Here is a 22947-nt window from a genome sequence, read left to right as displayed (position 1 = left end):
AAACAATACAGTAAAGAATTCCTCTTGCTAGAAATAAACTCCTTCTCACTTTTCATTGTTTCAGCTATTATTTTTGAGTCATTCACAAATTCTCCTTACACTATTAATTATTATTCGTTATTTTTCTAAGAATCCAGGGTAATAAATCCACTGTTTGTATTTTGAAATACGAAAAGGATACACACTTAAACGAAGGTTACATAAAAAAAAACCGACTACCTATATGTTGAAAAAAGGAGTCGATTCTTTTTTATTTATTATTGCTCTTTATGTGCGACGAGCTGAGATTATAAAAGGTAATATGCTATTGGTTTTTCACTGTAATATTTCCGTTATGTGTGTTTAATTTAATTATATTTTCTCCCTTTCCAATAACCGTATTCCCGTTATATTTATTCAGGATATTCGCGCTGCCGTTGTCGACAGAAACATTAAATTGAACATTAGTTGGTTCTTTTTCGGTTTCAATATTAATTTTCCCATTATGAGTCATAAAATTGAGATTTCGATCCAGTTCATTCGTTTTAAGAGTAAGACTTCCATTTTTAGTTTGCCCCTCTATTTCACCTTCAACATGGTCTAGCATTATTCGTCCGTTGTTCGATTTTACATGAATATTTTGTGCCAATACATCTTTGAAATCCATAATTCCATTGTTTGCTTCTGCGATAATTTTTGGCGAATTGATTCCTCTTAATTCAACATGTCCATTGCTTGTATTGATATTAAAATGTGTTGCGTTTAGTTTTTTAGCAGAAACGTAGCCATTATTATTGGAAACTTTTAATGAATCATATTGTTTTTCGGGTAGATACACATTTAATGTTAATGGAGCCAATACTTCAGAAATATTAAAGTTGAACCAGCTCTGTTGTTTTTCTTTATAAGAAATGAGAAGCGTTGAATCTTCCTCATCCGTAGCTAATGTTCTTTTTACGTTTGGATTAACCTCGCCATCTAATTTTACTTTCACGTTACTATCTTTTGTAGGATTGATATTAATACGAACGTTATTTGTATCAATAATGACGCTTGACACATTATTATTATTAACGACCTTTTCTTCTGAAATTGGTACTGCAGCAATTGAACGATAAGTGAATAAACTTCCGATAATACCAATAATGAAAATAATACCTGCAATGATTGAAAGACTCTTTTTATTTATCATGCTTCAAACCACCTTTTACTAATGCTATATTGAACTTTAAATAACGAACAAATCCATTCTTTGCTAGCTTCGTTAAAAATAACATAGCAATAACAATGAAATATCCAAGTCCACAAAGTGCTAAAGAAACAAAAAGATTAAATAGCAAGAATGTATTTGGATGTATAATCGTATCAACTAAAACAAGTAATGGTGCGCCTAAAAATGAGATACCTAGAACCCATCCTGAAAAAATTAATGCAGCTAATGTAATTGCAGGTCCAAGCACGATTAACAAATTAAAAAAACCTAATCCAATTACTGCCCAAATTGCCCGAAAAACATTTCCTGTTGTTGCACTTGCTGTTACTTTCTCAATATGATAATCTGCTAATAACTCTTTGGCGATTTGAGCTGGAGAGCCTAATGAAGTTGCAATTTCTTCTTCACTTTTCCCTTCCTCTAATCCGAAAGTAAAATGTTCTTCATAATCTTTTAAAATTTCTGCACGCTCTTTATCAGATAACCTTTTTAGAGATACATTTAATTGTTGTAAAAATTTATCTTTCGTCATTACCTACACCTTCTTTAATTAATTGATTGACACCTTGTGAAAACTCATTCCATTCCTCCAAAAGTTGATACAAATACGTTCTACCTTTATCCGTCAGTGTATAATACTTTCTTGAAGGGCCTTCTGAAGACTCCTGTAAATACGTTGTAAAATATTCTTCCTTAGTTAGCCTTCGAAGAAGAGGATAAACAGACCCTTCTGATATTTCAATTCGATTGGAAATATTTCGAACTAATTCATATCCATAACGGTCTTGCTTATCCAGTAAGACAAGAACACAAAGTTCTAAAACTCCTTTTTTAAATTGTACATTCAATATTCATTCACCCTATTCTAATTGATATCCACTACTGTTTATTATTTAGTACTATTTTATAACTAATAACTACAAGTATAATATAACACTTGGTATTGTTCATTGCAAGGTACACTGGAAAAATAAGTATACCTCTCATCCGACGCTTATAAAATCAGAGTGATGGATGTTGCTCGCCAGTTACAAAGTTCTAAATGAAGTTGAAACAGCTCTTTTACAAAATGGAAAGAACTCAACTTTTTTACATAATGACGCTTTACCTACTATAATAAAAGAGAAAAACTCTTACTTTAATGGAGGGAATACAAATGAAAGCAATTGGTTTACATGAATACTTACCTATTGAAGAAGAAAACAGTTTAATTGATATTGAAGTTGAAAGACCTGTTGCTACAGGAAGAGATATACTTGTTAAAATTAACGCTATTTCCGTTAATCCCGTTGATACAAAAGTTCGCTCTCCGAAAGATAAAAAAGAAGTTGTAGCGAAAATACTTGGCTGGGATGCTTGTGGTGTCGTCGTACAAACGGGCGAAGGTTGTACGTTATTTAAAGAAGGCGACGAAGTATTTTACGCTGGAAGTATTACGAGACAAGGTACATATAGTGAATACCACCTAGTTGATGAACGAATCGTTGGCAAGAAACCTAAAACGTTAAGTGATGCTGAATCTGCAGCACTTCCTTTAACAGCTATTACGGCTTGGGAAGGTTTATTTGAACGTTTAAGCATTGATTATAATAAGAAAGATGAGAATACATTCAAAAACATTTTAATTATCGGCGGGGCTGGTGGTGTAGGTTCAATTGCCATTCAACTGGCGAAATGGGCTGGACTGAATGTAATCACAACTGCATCCCGTAATGAAACGATACACTGGGTTGAAAAATTTGGTGCCGATTATATCATTAACCATCACCAACCTTTACAAGATCAAATATTAGAGTTTGGGCTAAAAGATGTAGATTATATTTTCTGCTTAAACAATACAGATCAACATTGGCAAGCAATTTGTGACCTCATTAAACCACAAGGAAAAATTTGCTCCATCGTAGAAAATGAACACCCTCTTGAGATGGGTATTTTAAAAAGTAAAAGTGCTACATTCGTTTGGGAGTTTATGTTTACAAAAGCGATGTACGAAACTGGCGATATGATCACGCAGCACGAACTATTAAATAAAGTAAGCGAACTATTAGATGAAGGTATTTTAAAGACTACTCTAAATGAAACATTCACACCAATTAACGCTGAAAACGTAAAGAAAGCACATGCTCTGCTTGAAAGCGGAAGTACAATTGGAAAAATCGTTTTAGAAAAGTTTTAATAACAAAAAGTCCGATTTCCAAATGAGAAATCGGACTTTTTACTTTCTTTATTTACTTGAAATCTCTTGATCATTTTGAACATCTAACGGAGGTCTTTTCCCTATTCCGAAAGCATAGAAACTAATTGTGACGATAGCTAAGAAAACAATACCTACAACTAATGAAATACGTGTATCATCGTTAAACCACATTCCGATTAATACCATAATTAAAAAGGCAATTGTCAAATAGTTTGTAACAGGAGCAAATGGCATTTTGAACGGATGATCTTTCATCTCTGCTCCCTTTTCTTTTCTAAAATTAATTTGACTTATTAAAATGACGAACCATGGTACCATACCAGGAAGTACGCTCGCACTATATACATATACGAATAAGTTTTTCGGTGCGATATAACTTAATACAACACCAACCGCTAAACCGATAATTACGCCAACTGTACCGAATAAAGGTACACCATTTCCAGAAAGTTTTGTGAAATATTTCGGCGCTTGTCCATTTACACCTAACGTATAAAGCATACGTCCCGCACTATAAATACCACTATTACAACCAGACATCGCCGCTGTAATAACAACGAAGTTAATCAGTCCAGCTGCTGCCGTAATACCAACCTTCGCAAAAGTTGCTACGAACGGGCTACCAATTGTACTTAATTGATCCCACGGATACACAGTTACAATAACGAAAATAGCACCAATATAGAAAATTAAAATACGCCAAATTGTACTTTGAATCGCTCTTGTAAGTGTCTTCTTCGGGTTTTTCGCTTCACCAGCAGTAATACCAATTAATTCCACACCTTGGTATGCACCAACTACAAGTGATAATGCAAAGAAGAATCCTGAAAAACCACCTGTAAAGAAACCGCCATTTGACCAAAGATTAGATATGCCAATCGCTTCTCCACCGTTACCAATTCCAAAGAAAATAAGTCCAAATCCCGCAATAATCATTAATAGAATCGTAACGATTTTAATCATCGCAAACCAAAATTCAAATTCACCAAATGACTTAACAGAAATTAAGTTAGCTGCGCCAAGAATAACCATTGCGATTACACCTGGTATCCAAGCTGGTAAGTCTGGGAACCAATATTGCATATATGCTCCAACCGCAATAATCTCTGACATCCCAACAATAACCCACTGGAACCAGTTACTCCACGCTGTAATATAACCAGCTAACGGATGAATATACTTGTGACCGAACGTCGCAAATGAACCTGTACTTGGTTCCATATACAACATTTCACCCATCGCACGCATAATGAAGAAAATAAAAATACCTGCAATTGCATACGCAAGCATTACTGATGGACCTGTCCATTTAATTGTGCTGGCTGATCCCATAAACAAGCCAACACCAATCGTTCCGCCTAAAGCAATCATTTGAATATGACGTGCTTCTAAACCCCTTTTCAATTCTTTGTTTGCCACTTCACTTCCCCCTCTTAGATGATTCATAGCCGCATTTTAAAACAAGATGCTTTCCCCTAATTCCTTTCGGCCCTGAAAATGATGAAGCAAACGTCATTTTACACTAGCTTTAAAGCTATCCTAAAATCGTTTTTTGCCTCTTGCAAAATTCTCAAAACCTTTCATCTTCCAATATTCTATAAATCTTAAAATTACTTACCTTATATTAATTCATTAATCTGAAAAATTCAATTATTTTTTCAATAAATTAATATGCATGATTACGTTTAATTTTTAACTGAATTAACAATAAAATACATCTATTCAATATGATTCCGGCATGAATATTATTACAATATAAATAACCGAGGAGAGTATTCCTTCCTCAGTTTCACATCTCATGTACTTCAATCTTTATAATAGTTAACGTAATTCCCCACACGTCCGATTCATATACCAATCAGAAATTTAATATATTAATAAACTACTAAGTTCTTTAGTCCAGCCCAATTTTGAGGTAGGAATCTTACTGCCTCAAAACAGCAGGATAAAATATAAAAGGGTCTCATTTTTAATGAGACCCTTTTACCATTTCATATTTAAATCATTTTTGAAGTTCGTTTACCTAAAATCAACACTTTAGTAAACACCATCATGATAACTACAATAGCCAAAAAATAAAGTGGCATCACCAGTAACGAGCCCGTATGAAGTTGACTCATTCCCCAAACTGTCATCGTCACAATTACATAGTACCCTAAGCTAAACAACGCTCCGGCTGTACCAATGACATCTTGAAAATCTACTAATGCTAAACTTAAACAGTTAGGTAACGCTATCCCAATTCCTAATAGCAATATAAACATCGCTATTAAAAATACAATCATATATATTACATTCGGATTTGATCCAACAAACGTAATAACAGATAAAAGAATAGCTCCCCCTGTCATTACAAGACAACCAATATATATAATTTTCTCTGGTTTATACGTGGCAAGCAATCGTTTCGAAACTTTCGCTCCAATAATAGAAGCGGAAGCAACAACAATTCCTAGAAGTCCATACATACTAGGCGATAACTGAAAGTATTCAATAAAGATAAACGGCGCTTCTGCATAATAGCTAAATAAAACACCATTCGCTCCTCCAATTAATAACCCATATGTTACTACTTTCGGATTTGTAATTAACCGTTTTAAAACAGAAAATACATTTATTTTATTCGTTACTGAGTCCGTTTTTGTTTCGGGAAGGGAAACAAACGTATACAGAAAAATCCCGATACTCATAACTACTAAACTTAAAAATACGGTTTTAAATCCAAACATTTGATCAAGAAAACCACCAATTAACGGCCCTATCGCTGGTGTAAAAGCAATGACTGCCGAGATTTGAGCAAACATAACATGCCTCTTATGCCCTTCTACACTTTCACGAAGAATCGTTTGTGTAACAACAGAGCCAGCACTTGCTCCAAACGCTTGAATAAAACGACTTAGCAATAAAACTTCAATGGAATTTGCAATAAAGCATAAGAAACTCCCAACGCCATATACGACAATTCCAAATAACATTGCCGGGCGACGGCCAATTATATCTGATAACCATCCAATAAAAAATACACCTAAAGCAAATCCAGCAAAATACACACTAAGTGTTAACTGTACCTCATTATTACTTACGTGTAACTCCTTTGAAATGTCAGGTAAAGACGGTGTGTAAATCGTTTCACTAATTTGCGGAAATGCGACAAGAATAATCATTAACAAAATTGATGGTACTGAGACTTTTTTCATTTTTCATACCCTCCTATAACTTTGAAAATCTCAGAAATAAAAAGACTTTCCTAAGCTACGGAACAGGAGGGGCCATTATAGAAATTCGATCATAAAACAACAAAGATAACACCTCAATTACGTATGTTAATACTTATAGGAGGGTAATATTAACATTGATTTTAATATATACTTTTTCAATTATATTACATATTGCGTTTCTTTTTCTAGTGTTTGGCCTTAGAGTGTTTGTTAAAAAGATAACTTGATGCTACCACCCTTTTATGGAATAATTAGGAATAGTTTGAATTGATAGTTCTAATTATTAAACGACAGACTAGCATATTTTAATGTCGTAAAGCTTACAAACAGGAGGCCTTTCGTAATGATTGAAATTTTAAGGACAGTAATAAATTTCCTGATTGCTCTATTCTCAGGAGAATTACCAATTGTATATTATGTGTGGATTATCGCTCTTTTTATCATACAAATAATCCAGGCTACACTAAGCTATAAGCTCTTTAAAAAGAAAGTCAATTTTAGCACTTATATGTCAACAGAGTTACTCGCTTTTATCATTCTATTATTTGGTGGTATGTTAATATCTAAGTTACTTGCCTACATAATAGACGATCCTACTATTAGTATGACAAATGTAACACATTATTTTATTTCCCTTATCATACTAACTATATTTGTCTCTATTGGCTTTATTAAAGACTTTTTACAATCATCTATTAGTAATAAAAATGTAGCTCTTTTTACCATTTTAGTAGTGTCCTTACTAGCTAGTATACTTTCATTCAAGTTTTTATCACCTTTCATTGCAGGTTCTTTTTCTCTTTCTAAATCTTTTATAACCACTTTAATTATTGTAGTACTCGGGTTAATTACTCTATTAATTTCTTTAGAAGATAAGTATGCAGATGAAGAGTAATTCTTACATCCATAGTGTGAAATTAGATGTCTATTCTTTTTTAACGGTATTACTAAAAAAATAACATAGTCATTGAATGGAAAATTACGTAGAAATGAGGAACTACAATTGAGCATTGAACAACAATTATATGATGCAGTGAAAAATTTAATTGACCAAAGATATCCACATAATTGGGGCGGAGCTGCAGCAATCCGTGTAGAAGATGGATCCATTTATACAAGTGTGGCCCCTGACGTAATAAACGCTTCAACAGAACTTTGTATGGAAACAGGTGCAATTTTAGAAGCACATAAATTTCATAAGAAAGTTACACATTCTATTTGTCTTGCAAGGGAAAATGAGCATTCTAAATTAAAAGTATTATCACCTTGTGGTGTATGCCAAGAACGTTTATTTTATTGGGGACCAGAAGTACTATGCGCCATTACAAATTCTAAACAAGATATCATTTTCAAACCGTTAAAAGAGTTGCAGCCATACCATTGGAGCGAAGCATACCATGATGAATTTACAAAAGAATGGAGTACAAGATAAAGTGAAACTTTAATCAGTGTGGGTTTTGTTCATCCCCACTGATTATTAGTTGAACCAATCGGGCTTTTACGGGCAGTCCGCCTCCACCTACCTTCTTTGCTTTTTCTGAATTTCCAGGTAGTAGGCTTACTGCCCGTTAATGCGGGATAAAGTGAAATCTGCTCGCAAATAGCGGAAATTAAAAGTTATTCACTAAAAAAGCACCGTCCAAATGACGGTGCTTTTTCTATGTAAGAGCTACTAGAAGGTCCCCTTCTAGCCTACTCCCATTTATAAGTCCAAAATTGTTCCAGTTGCAGCCATTTTAATGTTGCTGCATCTTTGTTTTTGATTTTCACGTGTGTTTCTTCTAACATCGCTTCTGTTTGTGAACGATGCGCACCTAGTGCAGCTAATTTATGCTCGAATACTTCACTAATATTATTTACAACATCCGGCTCACCTAATACAGCTTCGCGATTTCTCGTAATCGCAACGGCATGAATGACTGGACGCTCTTCTTTTTGCATACGTGATACAGCGCGAACAACTGCGCGGCCAAATGCATCATGATCTGGATGTACGCCGTGCTCTGGATAAAATGTAATAATTCGAGATGGATTTACTTCTTGAATGATTGCTTCAATTTTATCTGCAACGAAATCAACATCTTCAAATTCTAACGTTTTATCATGGAAACCAAGCATTCTTAAATCTTGAATTCCCATCGCTTCACATGCATCTTTTAATTCTTTTTCACGGATATTTGGAATCGTTTCACGGTTAGCGAATACGTTTTTCCCCATGTTACGTCCCATTTGTCCTAAAGTACCACATGCATACGTTACAGGTACTCCTTGATCTGTTAATAAGCGAATTGTTCCTCCCGCCGCAAATGCTTCGTCATCTGGATGCGGAAATACAACAAGTACATGTCTCTCCATAAGTTTCCCTCCTTCTTACTTAAATGGCGTTAAGCTTAACTCAAGTGCAACTGCTAAGCGACCTTGATTATCATGCCCTGCAAGTAATAAACGCTCTTTATCGTCTACTTCCCAGTGCGTAATACCTTCTGCATATACCCAGCCATGATCCATTTTCAAACCAACTCGGTATGGATTCGTTCCAGTAATCTTCCCGCGCTCAAAGCGAATAATTGCATTTCGAATGAATGCACCAACCGTCATCATCTTTTCATTAAAGTGTGACGCATACGCTCCGTTCGTTGTTTCTAAATGAATATATACATCTTTATTTACAAAACGTTCAATTTCATTTTGAATAAGAGAACTATCTTTTACTATTTCCATCGGAATTCACCTCTTTAAACCATTTTACGCAAAAATAATGTAAATTGCTATCTCTATATTAGAGGACAACGCCCACTTTTCCTAATAATTTGCACTGTGTTTTTTATATTTTTTATATGATATGTAAAAATCATATTTTTTCCTTCACTTTGTTAAATAGTTTTCTTTCTTTTTTGAATTTGCTACAATATATTTTATCCCGTATTAATGCAGCGAGATACATTTCGACAATTGAATACATACTTTAAAGAAGGTGACATGATTGGAACAATCAGCACATGAAGTAGCAAATTGGCAATATTATTTTGCAATTGCCGTATTTTTAATCACGTACGGATTTATTATTTCTGAGAAATTGAATCGTGCTGTAATCGCACTATTCGGCGCTGCTATTATGATTATTTTTGGAGTTGTAGATTTACATACTGCTTTCACATCACATATTCAATGGGAAACGATTACCCTTTTAATTGGGATGATGATTCTCGTACATATTACGAGTCAATCAGGCGTATTTGAATTTGTGGCCATTAAAGCGGCAAAAGCAGCTGGCGGAAAACCAATCCGCATTTTATTATTACTATCCCTATTAACTGCTGTAGGATCAGCATTTTTGGACAACGTAACGACCGTTTTATTAATCGTACCTGTTACACTGTCCATTACACGTATTTTAAAAGTAAACCCTGTCCCTTATTTGATTTCAGAAGTGCTATTTTCAAATATAGGCGGAACAGCAACATTAATCGGTGACCCCCCTAACATTATGATTGGATCAGCAAACAAGCATTTAGACTTTAATGCCTTTTTACTAAACTTAGCTCCAATCGTAATCATTATCTCTATCGTTACACTTGGTATTATTTACTTTATGTATCGCAACAAACTAAAAACAACAACTGAGCAAATTAAAATATTAATGGCATTGAACGAAAAAGATTATATTAAAGATCAAAGCCTCCTTTTAAAATCCATTTCAATTTTAGGACTAACTATTTTAGGCTTTGTACTTCATTCGATTATTCATGTAGACGCTGCGGTTATCGCGATGACAGGCGCTACACTTCTTATGCTAATCGGAGTAAAAGAACATGATATTGAAGATGTATTTGCCCACGTTGAATGGGTAACCATTTTCTTCTTCGCCGGGCTATTCGTTCTCGTTGGCGGGTTAATTGATATCGGACTTATTTCTTCACTCGCAAAAGAAGTACTCGACGTAACAAATGGCGATATCGGTTTCGCTGCGATACTTATTTTATGGGTATCAGGCATCGCATCTGCGACAATTGACAATATCCCCTTTGTCGCAACGATGATCCCGCTTATTCAAGATTTAGCTACAGGACTCGGATTATCTGTCGACTCTCCGCAAATCGAAGTACTATGGTGGGCGTTATCACTTGGAGCTTGCTTAGGAGGAAACGGAACATTAATCGGAGCATCCGCAAACGTAGTCGTTGCTGGTATTGCAAAACGTGAAGGACATGCTTTCTCGTATATGGACTTCTTAAAAATCGGTTTACCCTTAACTATCATTGCATTATTACTATCACATGCTTATATATATTTACGTTATTTAATGTAAAAGTTGTAGTGCGTGAAATTATATCGACGATTTTTAAAATATATCGATCGTTTCTTCGAATATATCAACGATTTTCTAAGTATATCGACGATTCGACAGAGAATATCGATTTACCGACAAATAATCACAACGAAAAAGGTATGCAACTCTAAATTGCATACCTTTTTTTCGTTCACCAAAATATACCGATAATTGCTAACCCACCTAAGATCATACCACCAATTTGTCCAACGATTGCTGGCGATAATTGAACACCTTTTCTTACTTCAACAACCGGTCTTTCGTGCCTTAGTTGCTGCACTTCACTTTGCAGTTGATGTACACTTCCGTGCAATTCTTTAATTAGTTCCTTTAATTCAGCGACCTCTTCATTTACTGGTTTTGCTTTTTCTAAATTCATTTTGCATAACTCCTTTTTCTCTAATCGACACATTGTAAAAATTCTCCAACAAGTGCTCTTTTTCCTTTCTTCACAGTCTCATTTCTAAATTATTCATATAATAGATTTCAGAATGAGATTTAGAAAAAAGCTTAAATTTACAACTATACCTCTTTATAAACCTGAATTTTCAGTTATAATTAACAGAATAATTACATTTTATACCAATTTATTGAAAAGGAGGAATTCTAATTGACTATTCTATCTATCAATAATTTATCAAAAAGTTACAAACATAAAAAAATATTAGATGGAATTAACCTCACAATTAACTCTCCAGGAATTTGGGCTTTAGTAGGTCCTAACGGTGTTGGTAAAACTACTTTTTTAAATATAGTTACCAATCTTTTGCCCGCTACATCCGGGAATATTGAATTGATGGGGAGATCTAACAAAGATGTTGCTTTGTTTAAAGACGTTTCTTTTTTACAGGATAATTCTGTACTATATGACTATTTAAATGGCTACGATCATCTTACATTCATTTGTGATGTGCAAAAACTTTCAAAAGAACGCATGGATGAAGTTGTAAAATATGTAGGAATGGAAAGTTATGCGAAGAGGAAAATTAAAGATTACTCCTTAGGTATGAAACAACACCTTCTCTTAGCGATGGCAATCTTAAACAAACCAAAGCTTATGTTCCTTGATGAACCTCTGAACGGCTTGGATCCAACTAGTGCGATACTGATGAGAAATATTTTATTACGCTTAGTAGAAGAAGGTACAACAATCATTCTTTCTTCTCATAATTTGTCAGAAATTGATCGTGTTACAAAGAAGATTCTTTTTTTAAAAGACGGTAAATTAATAGAAGAGGATATGACAAAGTACGAAAAAATTTATTACCACTTCTTATTTTCAGATTTAAAACATGCACAACACGTTTTATTACAAGAAAACGTACAAGCAGTGTTAACTAAGAATAGCCTTCGAATCCAATTAGAGCACCACACCATCCAAGACTTTATTAATATATTTCATTCTCATAAAATTAATATTATGGATATCCAAAAAGAAGTTATCGGTTCTGAAAAAAGATATGAAGAAGTATTTCATGTATGTGGTGATACGACATGAAAATATTTCTATTCGAACTAAAAAAAATGCTCTACTCTAATATTCTCTTTACTTTAATCATTGCTACTATGCTAATCATCTGCGGGTTATTTCTTCATAATGCGCTTAAACAAGAAGTAGTCAAAATAAACAAGATTGAATTATTTTCTAAATATGAAACAGAAGTTTCTAATCAAGTTACAGGAGATAAAGAGACATTAAAAAAAGGACCTAACGCAAAAATTGAATCTCGATTAGAGATCGGACTTCCGCTATTAAAAAATTTAAATCAGCTTATACACGAAGTAAAAGAAAACAAGTGGAAAAATGAATTACAGACTGAAATGAAAGTGTATGACTTAGCTATGCGCTTTCAACAAGTAGAAGGGGGTTTCTCAGCCAGCGAAAAAGATATGAAAAAAGCAATACAACTGAATGAAAATTTATTACAACAAGGTTTACCAAAGGAAGACCTTGACCTTTCCATTCAACCATCTCTATTTATAAAAAAAGTAATTTCACTACTACTCAATGCCCCAGGATTTCTTATTTTACTACTCTTACTAGGTACAGTCATTACGAAAGAATTTGAAGACCATACGATTAAGCTAGCCTATACTTTACCTATTTCTCGTACTCACTATATCTTAATAAAATTTTTCAGTTTACTTGTTGTTAGTCTCCTATGGATTTTACTAATATTTTCACTGTCTTATATACTACCAATAATATTCGGAAAATCTACCGGTAATATTTTTAATTACCCGCTTTTCACAAAAACAGAAACTATTATTAGTTCAGGTACATACTTAAAAACAGCTCTCACTTACAGTCTATGTTATTCCACTGTAGCTATTTCCTTATTAGTGCTCATTGGATTTTGGATAAGAAATACTCTTGTTACATATTTAATTCTCACTTTTATTTTGAGCAGTGGTTTCATTTTATCAAAAATCGGCTTTAATCCGTTTCTATCTCCCCTTTCCTATCAACAAATAGATCGCGTCATTTTAAATAATAATGGATATTATCCATTAGGTGCAGTGGTGTTAATTGGAAGTACATTTTTGCTCTTACTATGTGCCATATGCATGAATCGAAAGCGTGGTGTGTAATATGAAACAACTCTTCCAATTTGAATTCAAAAAATATTTCAAGAAAAAAACAACATGGATTGCAGTATTAACTTCTATTCTTTTCGTTAGTAGTTTATATTTCTTAAATTATTCTGTCGCAAAAGATATCCAGCGCGGGAATTTGGCATTTGCACAAAATATTGTTAACATTTCGCAACAGATTTTAAAAGAACTAGAATTACAAAAGATTGAAGCTGAAAAGAATGGCGATGTTGAAAAAATTACAGAAAATAAATTAGCTATTCAAGAATCTCAGCAATCTCTTTCAAAGAAGAACAAATGGATTACGAACTATTCTCAAGGTAATTGGCAAGACATATATGAAGAAAATATAAATCATTTACAATTTATGTTTAAGAGCTCAAAAGGCTCTAATACTTTCCCTTACGCAATTGAGAAACAAAATATTTCCTTATTTACAGCACGGGCAACGTTGGAAGAATTATTGTTACTGAAAAAAAATAAAGCTGAACCATTCATTCAAAATACCATTTATACACCCTACCTATTTACAATTTACGATCAATTTACAGGTAGTTCCTTAGAACAATGGGAAAAGAGTACTATGCGTTATGGTACAACTGGTTCTTTATTTTTATATCAAATAATCCAGTACTACTATATACCAGTACTCATTTTATTGGGATGCTTTATTTTCGGAAATAATATTTCTTCTGAAATGAATAATAAGAAGCGTGGTTTGCACTTTTACTATACTTTGCCTATTAAAAGAAAATCATTATTTATAACAAAGTATTTTAGTGGATTCCTTTCTACACTTGTTTTCGTTTTACTAATGCTACTCATTCCTTTGTTATGTAGCTATTTCACGAAAGGAATAGGAAATTTTGATTATCCAGTCCTTGTATACGAAGGATCAGAGCCTAATCCATTTGGCAGTGAGTATAATAGTTTAAATCCCATTAAAGATCAATTTCACTTTATCACTTTGAAAAATTACTTCGGACAAGTATTATTACTAACTGTTGTACTCACATTTTTTCTATATTCTTTTTACTATATTTCATCACTTTTACTAAAAAGCCTAAGTATTACAACGTCTTTTGTAGGTATTATAGCTTTTATTGGAATGAAGAGTTTCTCTTCTCCTTACAACCCATTTACTTACGTGAATATTCACAGTGTTCTAACTGGCGAAACAGCGACTTTAGTTTTTAATCCTTCTATTAATCTTTCAACTGGAGTTATGTTAACATTTGTCTTAGGCTGTACTCTTTTATTCGCAGGATACAAACTATTTATAAGAAAATATAATTAGTAACAAAAATAAAAAAGGAAAACTAATACCTATCTAGTTTTCCTTTTTAGTCAATTATTCATATCATCACTTTTATTTTTGCAGCTCCATCCATTCATCCCTTAATATCCCCATAATGATACGATCAAAACACTTCCCATCTCTTTGAACCGCTTCTCTCATACAACCTTCCATCTGAAACCCCATCTTTTTATACAACTCAATAGCAGCTTTGTTATAAGAAATAACATCAAGACCGACGCGGTGCAAATTCAATTCATAGAAAGCATATTTTAAGATAAGATGGATCGCTTCTCTTCCATATCCCTTCCCTCTATCATTTGCATCTCCTATACCAATGGCTAATAAACCCATTCTGTTATTCCACTCTATGCCATGAATTGCAACAAAACCAATTAAGTGATCATCTTGAACTGTCCTTACCATAAAAGAAACACTATTCGATCTTCGTCCCTTTAATAGCCCATCACTCGCTATTTCATGTAACGATTGCGGAAATGCTATATCTGTATCGACGTTTCTTAAATACTCACTATCTTCTTGCCATTTAGCCATTACTTCAGCGTCGTTTTCTCTCATAACTGATAATTTAATCGTTTTATTTTGAAAAAGATTCATTGTCATTTCAAACTCCCCCTTTATTAAATAACGGGGATACTTATTTCAGCCTATTTATCCCCTTGTTCCATAAACTGTTTTTTAAATGGGATACTTACAATAAGCGCTAACATTGGCACATCTCCTCTGCATTAAATTACATTCATTGTATAATTTTTTATTTATTCTAACAATAAAAAAGACCCTCAAAATTTAGAGGATCTTCCTAACGACGAATCGATATTATTTCGTAAACATTTTCTCTGCTTCATCCATTGCCATTTTGTTACCTAAAGCAGAATAGTCAAGCCATGGTTGGTCATTAATAATGTATACGTGCTTTCCTTTAACAGCTTTTAAGTCTTTCCAAATTGGTGTTTCTTGAAGTTGTTTAAATGCAGCTTTTGCCTTATCGTCTCTATTTACAACAACGAAAATAGCATCTGCATCAAAGTCAGGTAATACTTCTTGTGAAATCACTTCGAAAGGACGATTTCCATCAATTTTCTCTACACCATTTGCAGGTTGTAATCCTAAGTCTTGGAATAAAATTGGTCCCATCGGTCTTTTCGTACTAAATACACGTAATTCTTTTGCAGTAACACGAATTGCCATTACTTTTTCGTTATTACCTAATTCTTTATCTATTAAACTTTTTACTCGTTTTGATTGCTCTTCGTAATCTTGAATATATGTATCCGCTTCTTTCTCACGGTTTACAAGTTTACCAACTTGTTTTAACTGATCTCTCCACGTACCTTCATCTAAATTGAAAGAATGTGTTTTTGCAATTTTTTCGTATTTCGCTAAATCTTTGCCCGCGTATTTTTCATCCACATAAATGTCAGTTGGCTTCAATTGAAGTAATGCTTCCATATTCGGATCCGTTACAACACCAAGTTTCTTCGTATCTTTCAACTGCTCTTTTGCATGCGGTAAGAAATCTTTTAAATCTCCACCAATAACGGAGCCTACAGGTGTAATTCCTAATGCCAGTAAATTATTGGTTAAATGAATGGACATAGAAGCGATTTTCGGCTCATTACTTTTTTCCGTTTTTTTCGTTGCCTCTTCATTAGATTTCGTTTGACCACATGCTGCTAATACTAAAATACACATCATGCTAAATAAAATAGTAAGTTTCTTTTTCATATGTTCTCCTCTTTGAAGTATTTATTTTGTTTTTGTAAGTAAATAAAGAAAATACGGTGCTCCTAAAGCTGCCACTACTACACCAGCTGGAATAGAATTTGGCTCGAATATAGAACGACCTATCGTATCTGCTAGTACTAAAACAATCATTCCGATAATGCCAGCTAGTGGAAGGAAATGTTGATACGTAGTACCTACTAACTTTCTTGCAATATGCGGAGCAACTAAACCGATAAAACCAATCCCTCCTGCCATCGATACACTCGCGCAAGATAATCCAACCGCTGTAGCTAAAAGGAGTAACCGTTCTTTTTGAACAGAAACACCAAGTCCTGCTGCCACACTATCACCTAGTGACAATGCATTTAACGTTTTAGATTTTAGCCATGCATACGGGGTTAGTATGAAAATCCAAGGTAATAATGCAAGGACATGAATCCAATCCCTTCCCCACACGTTACCAACTAACCATCTAGAAGCGAATGTATATGTCTCATCATTTAACTTGAGAGAGAAAAATAACGAAATTGCACTAAATCCAGCTGAAACAGCAATACCAACAAGAATAAGTCTAATAGGTAGTAAACCTTTTGATCGATCACTCGCAAATATAATAATTAAAAATGCAGCTAGTATTCCCCCACCAAATGTAAATAACGGTATTAAAATCGATGCATTCTCATTAATAGAATGAAAGAAAGTAACAAATATAATTAGCCCGAAAGATGCACCTGCATGTAATCCTAAAATACCAGGGTCTGCAAGTGCATTACGTGATAATCCTTGTAAAATCGCACCGGAAATCCCAAGGCCAATACCAGCTAACATGGTGATTATAATTCTTGGCATACGATAATCGTATAGCACTGTTGCGCTCTCAAAATCACCATAACCGAGAAGTGTTTGAATTACTTTAAGTGGCGCAATACTCAGTGTACCTGTATTTAAGCTAATCAAAACTACAGCGATACTTATACATCCGAAAATTGTAGTTACAGTAATAGCCCTCTTTTTATCTGTGTTAAAAAGATTCTTCACTTATAGCTCACTCCCAACTTTACGTGCTATATAGAGGAAGAACGGAACTCCAACAAGAGCTACCATAATCCCTATCGCAAGTTCTTTAGGAGGATTTACTGTTCTTGCTCCTAAATCAGCTAAAACTAATAACATAGCTCCTAATAATGCTGACATAGGAATAATAAGCCGATAATTCACACCTACTAATTTTCTAGCGATGTGCGGAATAACAAGTCCTACAAATCCAATGGAACCAACAGCTGAAACAGATACACCGGCAAGAATGACTACTATAATCATCCCTAGTATTCTCGTTCGGTTCGTTTTTACTCCTAGATTTGTAGCGACGTCATCCCCCATTGATATGAGTGAAATAGACCGCCCTATCACTGTAGCAAAAAGAATTGTTATGAGAATAATAGGAACTAGAAATTTCAAGTGTTCCCACTTAACGCCTGCAACACCACCAGCGTACCAAAAAGCTAAATCTTGACTTAAGTCATAATAAATCGCGACACCTGAACTTAACGAATGCAAAAGTGCGGCCATAACTGCCCCTGCAATCGTTAACCTCATCGGTGTTAATCCACCTGATGTTGCTGATCCGATAATAAAAATGAGTACTGTACTTAAAACCGCTCCAATAAAGGAAACAATCATTAAATAGGAATACGGCATATGCGGGAAAAAGGCAAAACTAAGTGCTACTACAAACATCGCACCTGCATTTATACCAAGCACACCTGCATCAGCTAAAGGATTTCGTGTTACCCCTTGCATTACAGCACCAGCGACTGCAAAAGCTGCTCCTACAACTGCCGCACCAATTACCCTTGGGAGCCTTAATTCATAAATAATTTGGTGCTGCGTTAATTTCGGATTATAATCAAAAACCGCTGCCCATACGGTTTGCAAATGGATATCCTTTGCACCGAATGCAATAGCTAAAAATATAGATCCGATTAAACATAAAATTGTTAAGCTCATGAAACATATGAACTTAATATGTATCCAGCGATTATTGCCAGCATGTACAGCAGACTTATGTAACATGTTTCATTTCATCCTTTATATGCAGTTGTTTTTTATAATTATTTTTAATTTATAATCATTATTGATAATAATTATCATTTTCATTTAGATATTATATCTCCACTTTTTTTAAATAGCAAACTATTTTTTTACTTCGTTAAATATTAAAATACTTATTACAATTCCTTTCTAAAACTTACAAATACATGAAAAATAAACTACTGGCTTATTTTTTAAATTGTAGTATACTTAGTCATTATTTTGAGTTTTCTAACAAAAATATCGAAGGTGACACAATGTTCTATATAAAACAACTACTACACTTCACTTACGAGCAAGCATTATCTTGTTTATTCCCAGTCGTTATTTTCTTAACACTAGCCCTATCAAAAATCATTTCTACCCCAGGGTTATACCGCTACGATTTCATACTCATCGTATGTCTTCTTATGCAATGGATCATGTACAAGACTGGACTTGAGACGAAAGATGAATTAAAAGTAATTACTGTCTTCCACCTCATCGGCCTTCTACTAGAAATATATAAAGTACATTTCGGTTCATGGAGTTATCCGGAAGAGGCATATTCAAAAGTTTTTGGAGTTCCGCTTTACAGTGGCTTTATGTATGCAAGTGTTGCTAGTTACATATGCCAGGCGTGGAGAAGATTACATTTGCAAATGCATCATTGGCCAAAAGCTATTTTTGCAATACCTCTAGGAGCAATGATTTACTTTAATTTTTTTACACATCATTTTCTATATGACTTTAGATGGGTATTAACTGTACTTTTATTCATCGTTTTCTTTCGGACATTTGTAGAATTTTCATTACGAGGCGTTACATATAAAATACCACTCGTTCTCTCCTTTTTCCTTATCGGTTTCTTTATTTGGATTGCAGAGAACATCGCAACATTTTTCGGAGCATGGCAATATCCAAATCAACGGGAAGCATGGAATCTCGTTCACTTAAGTAAAATTAGCTCATGGTTTTTACTCGTTGTTATTAGCATTATAATTGTTACACAACTCAAACATTTGAAGGAGTCAAAAAGATAATGCTGATTATGTAAAAAATAGTTAGCCCATCACTCATTAGAGAGTGATGGGCTTTTTTTACCTTCCTTATTTAAGGAGTTACACATTATGAGCTACTACTAGCAGAAGATGTTGCTGCAGATGAAGCAGCAATCGTTGCCATCATAGCTGCCTGTTGTGCCTGTATCAGGACTTCTATCATTGTTTGTAAACCTGTGTTGGTAGTTTTACTTTCCTCACCTTTCTGACTTACGAACAGTTGAATAGCAATAAGAATATTCGCATCTGTATGCCAACGGAATAATTTCTCCCCCTGCAATTTTTCAATCAATGCTTTAATAGAATGAATCTCTTTTTCTCCATCCTCAAGTAATGCTAGTAGCCCGATTGCTGGATAATGCATCTGTTTCACTTTTACCTTTTCTTGTTTTAACAACTTCCATATGTTTGTACATGTTGCAACTAACATTTCTTCACGAACATCCTTCTTTAGTGAAAGGATATGACTTAAAAACTGAAGATCATTCCCTTTACGCAAACCAGCTTTCGCTAGTTTCTGATACAGACGTTCTACACGGTCCATAAGTGTTTCTACATTCTCTGATTGTCCTGCTAGTAAAACTGCAAGTGGATAATCATTTGTACTTGTAAGAAAAAGGTGATCCTCTTTCATACGTTTATATACTTGCATCGAACGCTGAATGTGCGTGCCATGCTGTTCATTTTCTTCTATTAAAAGCACAGATGCTGCGAGATAAGTAAATATACTTCGACTAAAACCACCAGCAACCAATTGTTCATATAAATCTAAAAACTTCTGAAAAGCTTTCTTATAATCTGTAAAGTGAATATCTAAAGTTGCGGCCACCACAAAGCGATGATAAGACTTCAAGTATGAAAACATCCCTACCTGATTCTTAATATAACTACTAATTTCTAAAAAACGTCCAAGATCAAACAATTTATCACTACCTGCATACATAGCTGCAATCATCATTCCTGTTCGAGAATCACTCGTTTTCCATTTTAGCTCTCCCTTTAATTGTCCATATGTATGTGTGTATTGCTCCAACTTTTGTTCTAATGTAATCATAGTATTCACCCCTACTTCTATTTCTTCTCTATTATTATACTTATATTTCATACGGCTTTTGCAACCTTAATTCTGTATTTCCTTCAATATTTTTCTATTATGTAAAACAAATATAATAACTATACCTACTTTATCAGTATCACGATGGCAAGCATTCATAATTCTTTAAGCTCAACGACAAAAAGGATAGATAATAAATTATCTATCCTTTTTGTCGTTATATTATTTCACAATACAGGTGTAATTTCGTTTTTTACATGCAATTACAACTAAAGAGCCTTAATAATACGTTCCATCGCCTTCATTTGTCCAATATGATCAGCTTCATGATAAAGCATCATACCGTAAAGCTCCCCTACTGTTTCCAATCCTAGGAATGGCTCTGGCAGTTTATTTTCAAATGCTTCTGCTGGAATTTCGTTAATACGTTTTGCTTGTTCTTTTAATTGAGCCGTTAACACTTCTAACGATGGTCCTTCTGTTTTCCATTTAGACGGTCTTGATCCATACCCAAACATACCTGGATATTCAGTTGGTAATTGTTTGAATTCTTTTCCAAACATGAAAACTTCTGCTGCCGTTAACACATGACCGATATGCCAGCGAATTGTATTGTTAAAACCTTCTGGCTGCGTATCCACAGTTTTATCGTCTAGCGTCTCCATAAATTTAAGCAATTCCCCACGCGTTATTTCAAATTGTTTTAAGCCAACTAGTCTATTCATTTGATCGTTCCCCTTCTTCATGTACCATTTATTATGAACTAAGAATGTTCAACACATTAAAGTTTTACCTTGTTTAATCTATCAGAAACGATTAAGAAAAACATCTAATATGCTTAGTCAAAATATTTAAAAGGTTCATCCCTAATAAATATAGAATTACTTACTACAAAGTTAGTTTAGTAAATAATAGAGGAGTGTCAATTACATGTTACATGTTTTAAAACAACAATATAATCTTATTAGCTCTACAAGAGAAACTCTATTTTCGTTTTTGGAAGAAATCCCACTAGAAAAATTACATAGTACTGTTCCAAATTTCGGGAGCGGTAGCATTATAAAGACGCATATTCATGTAGCCGATTGCTATCGATACTGGCTTGGATCATTCGCATTCAAGCAAAAGCGAGCAGATTTTTCATTTGCTAGTGATTATGAAATTGAGCATGCAGATATCGCAAAAGTCCGTGCTAGATTTAAGTTAGTAGACGAGACTGTACAACGTTTTTTAGATGAATACAATGACCGCTGGCTCGAAAATATAGCAAATGAAGTAAAATGGCAAAAAGAACCTTGGAGTACAACTCCGCTATGGCTTTTAACTCATACAGAGACACATGAGTTTCATCATAAAGGACAAATTGTATCAATGGCTCGTCACCTTGGATACAATCCTCCTGATACAGACCTTAGTTAATTCGATTATAAAAAAACTTGTTGATATATTTTGTTGTGTATAAAACTTTTATCATTTGTTTTAGGTATACCATATCATTATAAAATTCATGTAACATAAAATTAAGACTCATACTTTTCAAACAATACAAAAAACAAAACTCTTCTTCCATGTAGATCGAAAATATTTATATACTCTATCATCAACCTTAAGGAGAAATTTATAATGAGATTAGAGAGTGAAAGAATTTATTTAAGGCCTCTTTGTCAGCTAGATGCGCCTATTATATTAGAAAGTACAATGGATGATGAAATAAGATATATGACTGGAACCAAGTCTACTTTTTCATTGGAGCAAATTAAGACACACATAGATCATATAAATAATGATTCAAGTCGCTATGATTTCGCTATTTGTTTAAAAAGCACTGACGAAATGATTGGAGAGTTGTCGATTTTAGATATCGATGAGGAGAACAAAAGAGCAGGGTTCCGAATATCATTGCTTTCAATAGCGTTAACAGGACAAGGATATGGAACTGAAGCTATTAAAATCGTTTTAAGATTTGTTTTTGAACAACTCATATTAAATCGTTTACAGTTAGAAGTATTTAGTCATAATTTACGCGGGATTAGAGCTTATGCAAAGGTTGGTTTTGTAAAAGAAGGAACCCTACGTCAATCTTTATTTTATAACGATACATACTCGGATGAAATTATTATGGCAATACTTGAAAGTGATTATAAAGATATGTCATTGTAAATAACTGTTCTTAAACTATTAACA

The 22947-nt window shown here is 33.9% G+C and carries 24 protein-coding genes; 10 read left to right on the top strand and 14 right to left on the bottom strand.

From position 1 onward, the window contains the following. Positions 1-304: 304 nt before the first annotated feature. From ACSG5Z_RS15325 to ACSG5Z_RS15315, 3 genes are read right to left on the bottom strand one after another with little or no spacing between them, the layout of a single operon-like run. Positions 305-1171, bottom strand: a complete 867-nt coding sequence (locus ACSG5Z_RS15325; RefSeq protein WP_435711687.1) for a DUF4097 family beta strand repeat-containing protein — start codon at positions 1169-1171, stop codon at positions 305-307. Then, on the bottom strand, positions 1161-1724 hold the full coding sequence (locus ACSG5Z_RS15320) for an HAAS signaling domain-containing protein (protein ID WP_000159076.1): 564 nt from the start codon (positions 1722-1724) through the stop codon (positions 1161-1163). Before ACSG5Z_RS15320 ends, ACSG5Z_RS15325 begins: the two co-directional genes overlap by 11 nt. Continuing rightward, positions 1711-2040 (bottom strand): PadR family transcriptional regulator, encoded by a 330-nt coding sequence (locus tag ACSG5Z_RS15315; protein WP_001102638.1) that lies wholly within the window; start codon positions 2038-2040, stop codon positions 1711-1713. Before ACSG5Z_RS15315 ends, ACSG5Z_RS15320 begins: the two co-directional genes overlap by 14 nt. Before the next feature lie 308 nt (positions 2041-2348). On the opposite strand from ACSG5Z_RS15315, the gene ACSG5Z_RS15310 reads away from it, so the two are divergent. Further along, positions 2349-3368, top strand: a complete 1020-nt coding sequence (locus ACSG5Z_RS15310) for a zinc-binding alcohol dehydrogenase family protein (RefSeq protein ID WP_435711686.1) — start codon at positions 2349-2351, stop codon at positions 3366-3368. Positions 3369-3416: 48 nt separating this feature from the next. Here the strand turns inward: ACSG5Z_RS15310 and ACSG5Z_RS15305 are convergent, their stop codons facing one another. Further along, positions 3417-4808, bottom strand: a complete 1392-nt coding sequence (locus tag ACSG5Z_RS15305; protein WP_142287490.1) for an amino acid permease — start codon at positions 4806-4808, stop codon at positions 3417-3419. 578 nt (positions 4809-5386) lie between these two features. Next, complete coding sequence (locus ACSG5Z_RS15300; RefSeq protein WP_137015398.1) at positions 5387-6586, bottom strand: multidrug effflux MFS transporter; 1200 nt, start codon at positions 6584-6586, stop codon at positions 5387-5389. Between the two features lie 364 nt (positions 6587-6950). Between ACSG5Z_RS15300 and ACSG5Z_RS15295 the strand changes: the two genes are divergently transcribed. Beyond that, on the top strand, positions 6951-7502 hold the full coding sequence (locus tag ACSG5Z_RS15295) for a DUF5823 family protein (RefSeq protein ID WP_098146450.1): 552 nt from the start codon (positions 6951-6953) through the stop codon (positions 7500-7502). A gap of 108 nt (positions 7503-7610) precedes the next feature. Then, complete coding sequence (locus ACSG5Z_RS15290; RefSeq protein ID WP_048560094.1) at positions 7611-8039, top strand: cytidine deaminase; 429 nt, start codon at positions 7611-7613, stop codon at positions 8037-8039. 260 nt (positions 8040-8299) lie between these two features. On the opposite strand, the gene bshB2 is transcribed toward ACSG5Z_RS15290, so the two are convergent. Together bshB2 and ACSG5Z_RS15280 are read right to left on the bottom strand one after the other, a co-directional pair. Then, entirely contained in the window at positions 8300-8962 is a 663-nt protein-coding gene (gene bshB2 / locus ACSG5Z_RS15285) for a bacillithiol biosynthesis deacetylase BshB2 (protein WP_088064103.1), read from the bottom strand. 15 nt (positions 8963-8977) lie between these two features. Beyond that, positions 8978-9328 carry a YojF family protein gene (locus ACSG5Z_RS15280; protein ID WP_000407039.1) on the bottom strand — a complete coding sequence of 117 codons (351 nt, stop codon included), beginning with the start codon at positions 9326-9328 and terminating at the stop codon, positions 8978-8980. Positions 9329-9590: 262 nt separating this feature from the next. On the opposite strand from ACSG5Z_RS15280, the gene ACSG5Z_RS15275 reads away from it, so the two are divergent. Further along, positions 9591-10916 (top strand): ArsB/NhaD family transporter, encoded by a 1326-nt coding sequence (locus ACSG5Z_RS15275; protein WP_048543830.1) that lies wholly within the window; start codon positions 9591-9593, stop codon positions 10914-10916. 172 nt (positions 10917-11088) lie between these two features. On the opposite strand, the gene ACSG5Z_RS15270 is transcribed toward ACSG5Z_RS15275, so the two are convergent. Beyond that, complete coding sequence (locus tag ACSG5Z_RS15270) at positions 11089-11316, bottom strand: coiled-coil domain-containing protein (RefSeq protein ID WP_001047302.1); 228 nt, start codon at positions 11314-11316, stop codon at positions 11089-11091. Between the two features lie 231 nt (positions 11317-11547). On the opposite strand from ACSG5Z_RS15270, the gene ACSG5Z_RS15265 reads away from it, so the two are divergent. The 3 genes from ACSG5Z_RS15265 to ACSG5Z_RS15255 are packed head-to-tail and all read left to right on the top strand — an operon-like array spanning position 11548 to position 14829. Further along, positions 11548-12435, top strand: coding sequence for an ABC transporter ATP-binding protein (locus ACSG5Z_RS15265; protein WP_097889789.1), 888 nt, complete (start codon positions 11548-11550; stop codon positions 12433-12435). After that, on the top strand, positions 12432-13529 hold the full coding sequence (locus ACSG5Z_RS15260) for an ABC transporter permease (protein ID WP_435711685.1): 1098 nt from the start codon (positions 12432-12434) through the stop codon (positions 13527-13529). The genes ACSG5Z_RS15265 and ACSG5Z_RS15260 overlap by 4 nt, the downstream gene beginning before the upstream one ends. Before the next feature lies 1 nt (position 13530). Further along, positions 13531-14829: an ABC transporter permease subunit gene (locus ACSG5Z_RS15255; protein ID WP_141542863.1), complete on the top strand. Its 1299-nt coding sequence runs from the start codon at positions 13531-13533 to the stop codon at positions 14827-14829. A 72-nt stretch (positions 14830-14901) separates the two neighbouring features. Here ACSG5Z_RS15255 and ACSG5Z_RS15250 read toward each other — a convergent pair whose 3' ends face one another. The 4 genes from ACSG5Z_RS15250 to ACSG5Z_RS15235 all read right to left on the bottom strand — a co-directional run bounded on the left by ACSG5Z_RS15250 (position 14902) and on the right by ACSG5Z_RS15235 (position 18651). Next, complete coding sequence (locus tag ACSG5Z_RS15250) at positions 14902-15453, bottom strand: GNAT family N-acetyltransferase (RefSeq protein WP_088609585.1); 552 nt, start codon at positions 15451-15453, stop codon at positions 14902-14904. Between the two features lie 216 nt (positions 15454-15669). Then, positions 15670-16578: an iron-hydroxamate ABC transporter substrate-binding protein gene (locus tag ACSG5Z_RS15245; protein WP_060487827.1), complete on the bottom strand. Its 909-nt coding sequence runs from the start codon at positions 16576-16578 to the stop codon at positions 15670-15672. A gap of 21 nt (positions 16579-16599) precedes the next feature. Beyond that, positions 16600-17616 (bottom strand): FecCD family ABC transporter permease, encoded by a 1017-nt coding sequence (locus ACSG5Z_RS15240; protein WP_435711684.1) that lies wholly within the window; start codon positions 17614-17616, stop codon positions 16600-16602. After that, positions 17617-18651, bottom strand: coding sequence for a FecCD family ABC transporter permease (locus ACSG5Z_RS15235; RefSeq protein WP_435711683.1), 1035 nt, complete (start codon positions 18649-18651; stop codon positions 17617-17619). Between the two features lie 275 nt (positions 18652-18926). Between ACSG5Z_RS15235 and ACSG5Z_RS15230 the strand changes: the two genes are divergently transcribed. Further along, complete coding sequence (locus ACSG5Z_RS15230) at positions 18927-19691, top strand: DUF817 domain-containing protein (RefSeq protein WP_435711682.1); 765 nt, start codon at positions 18927-18929, stop codon at positions 19689-19691. A gap of 85 nt (positions 19692-19776) precedes the next feature. Here the strand turns inward: ACSG5Z_RS15230 and ACSG5Z_RS15225 are convergent, their stop codons facing one another. Both ACSG5Z_RS15225 and ACSG5Z_RS15220 read right to left on the bottom strand, forming a co-directional pair. After that, the gene (locus ACSG5Z_RS15225) at positions 19777-20814 is read right to left on the bottom strand and encodes a DUF4003 domain-containing protein (RefSeq protein ID WP_435711681.1); all 1038 of its coding nucleotides are present in this window, start codon (positions 20812-20814) and stop codon (positions 19777-19779) included. A 218-nt stretch (positions 20815-21032) separates the two neighbouring features. Further along, on the bottom strand, positions 21033-21509 hold the full coding sequence (locus ACSG5Z_RS15220; RefSeq protein WP_002009359.1) for a DinB family protein: 477 nt from the start codon (positions 21507-21509) through the stop codon (positions 21033-21035). 184 nt (positions 21510-21693) lie between these two features. Here ACSG5Z_RS15220 and ACSG5Z_RS15215 point away from each other — a divergent pair, with 184 nt between their 5' ends. Together ACSG5Z_RS15215 and ACSG5Z_RS15210 are read left to right on the top strand one after the other, a co-directional pair. Then, positions 21694-22182, top strand: coding sequence for a DinB family protein (locus ACSG5Z_RS15215; RefSeq protein WP_060487832.1), 489 nt, complete (start codon positions 21694-21696; stop codon positions 22180-22182). Between the two features lie 204 nt (positions 22183-22386). Continuing rightward, positions 22387-22923, top strand: coding sequence for a GNAT family N-acetyltransferase (locus ACSG5Z_RS15210; RefSeq protein WP_060487833.1), 537 nt, complete (start codon positions 22387-22389; stop codon positions 22921-22923). Positions 22924-22947 lie beyond the last annotated feature (24 nt).

Source organism: Bacillus pretiosus, assembly GCF_051294775.1.
Classification (GTDB): domain Bacteria; phylum Bacillota; class Bacilli; order Bacillales; family Bacillaceae_G; genus Bacillus_A; species Bacillus_A wiedmannii.
The sequence above is the reverse complement of the archived record's forward strand: the minus strand, read 5'-3'. Positions and strand labels throughout refer to the sequence as shown.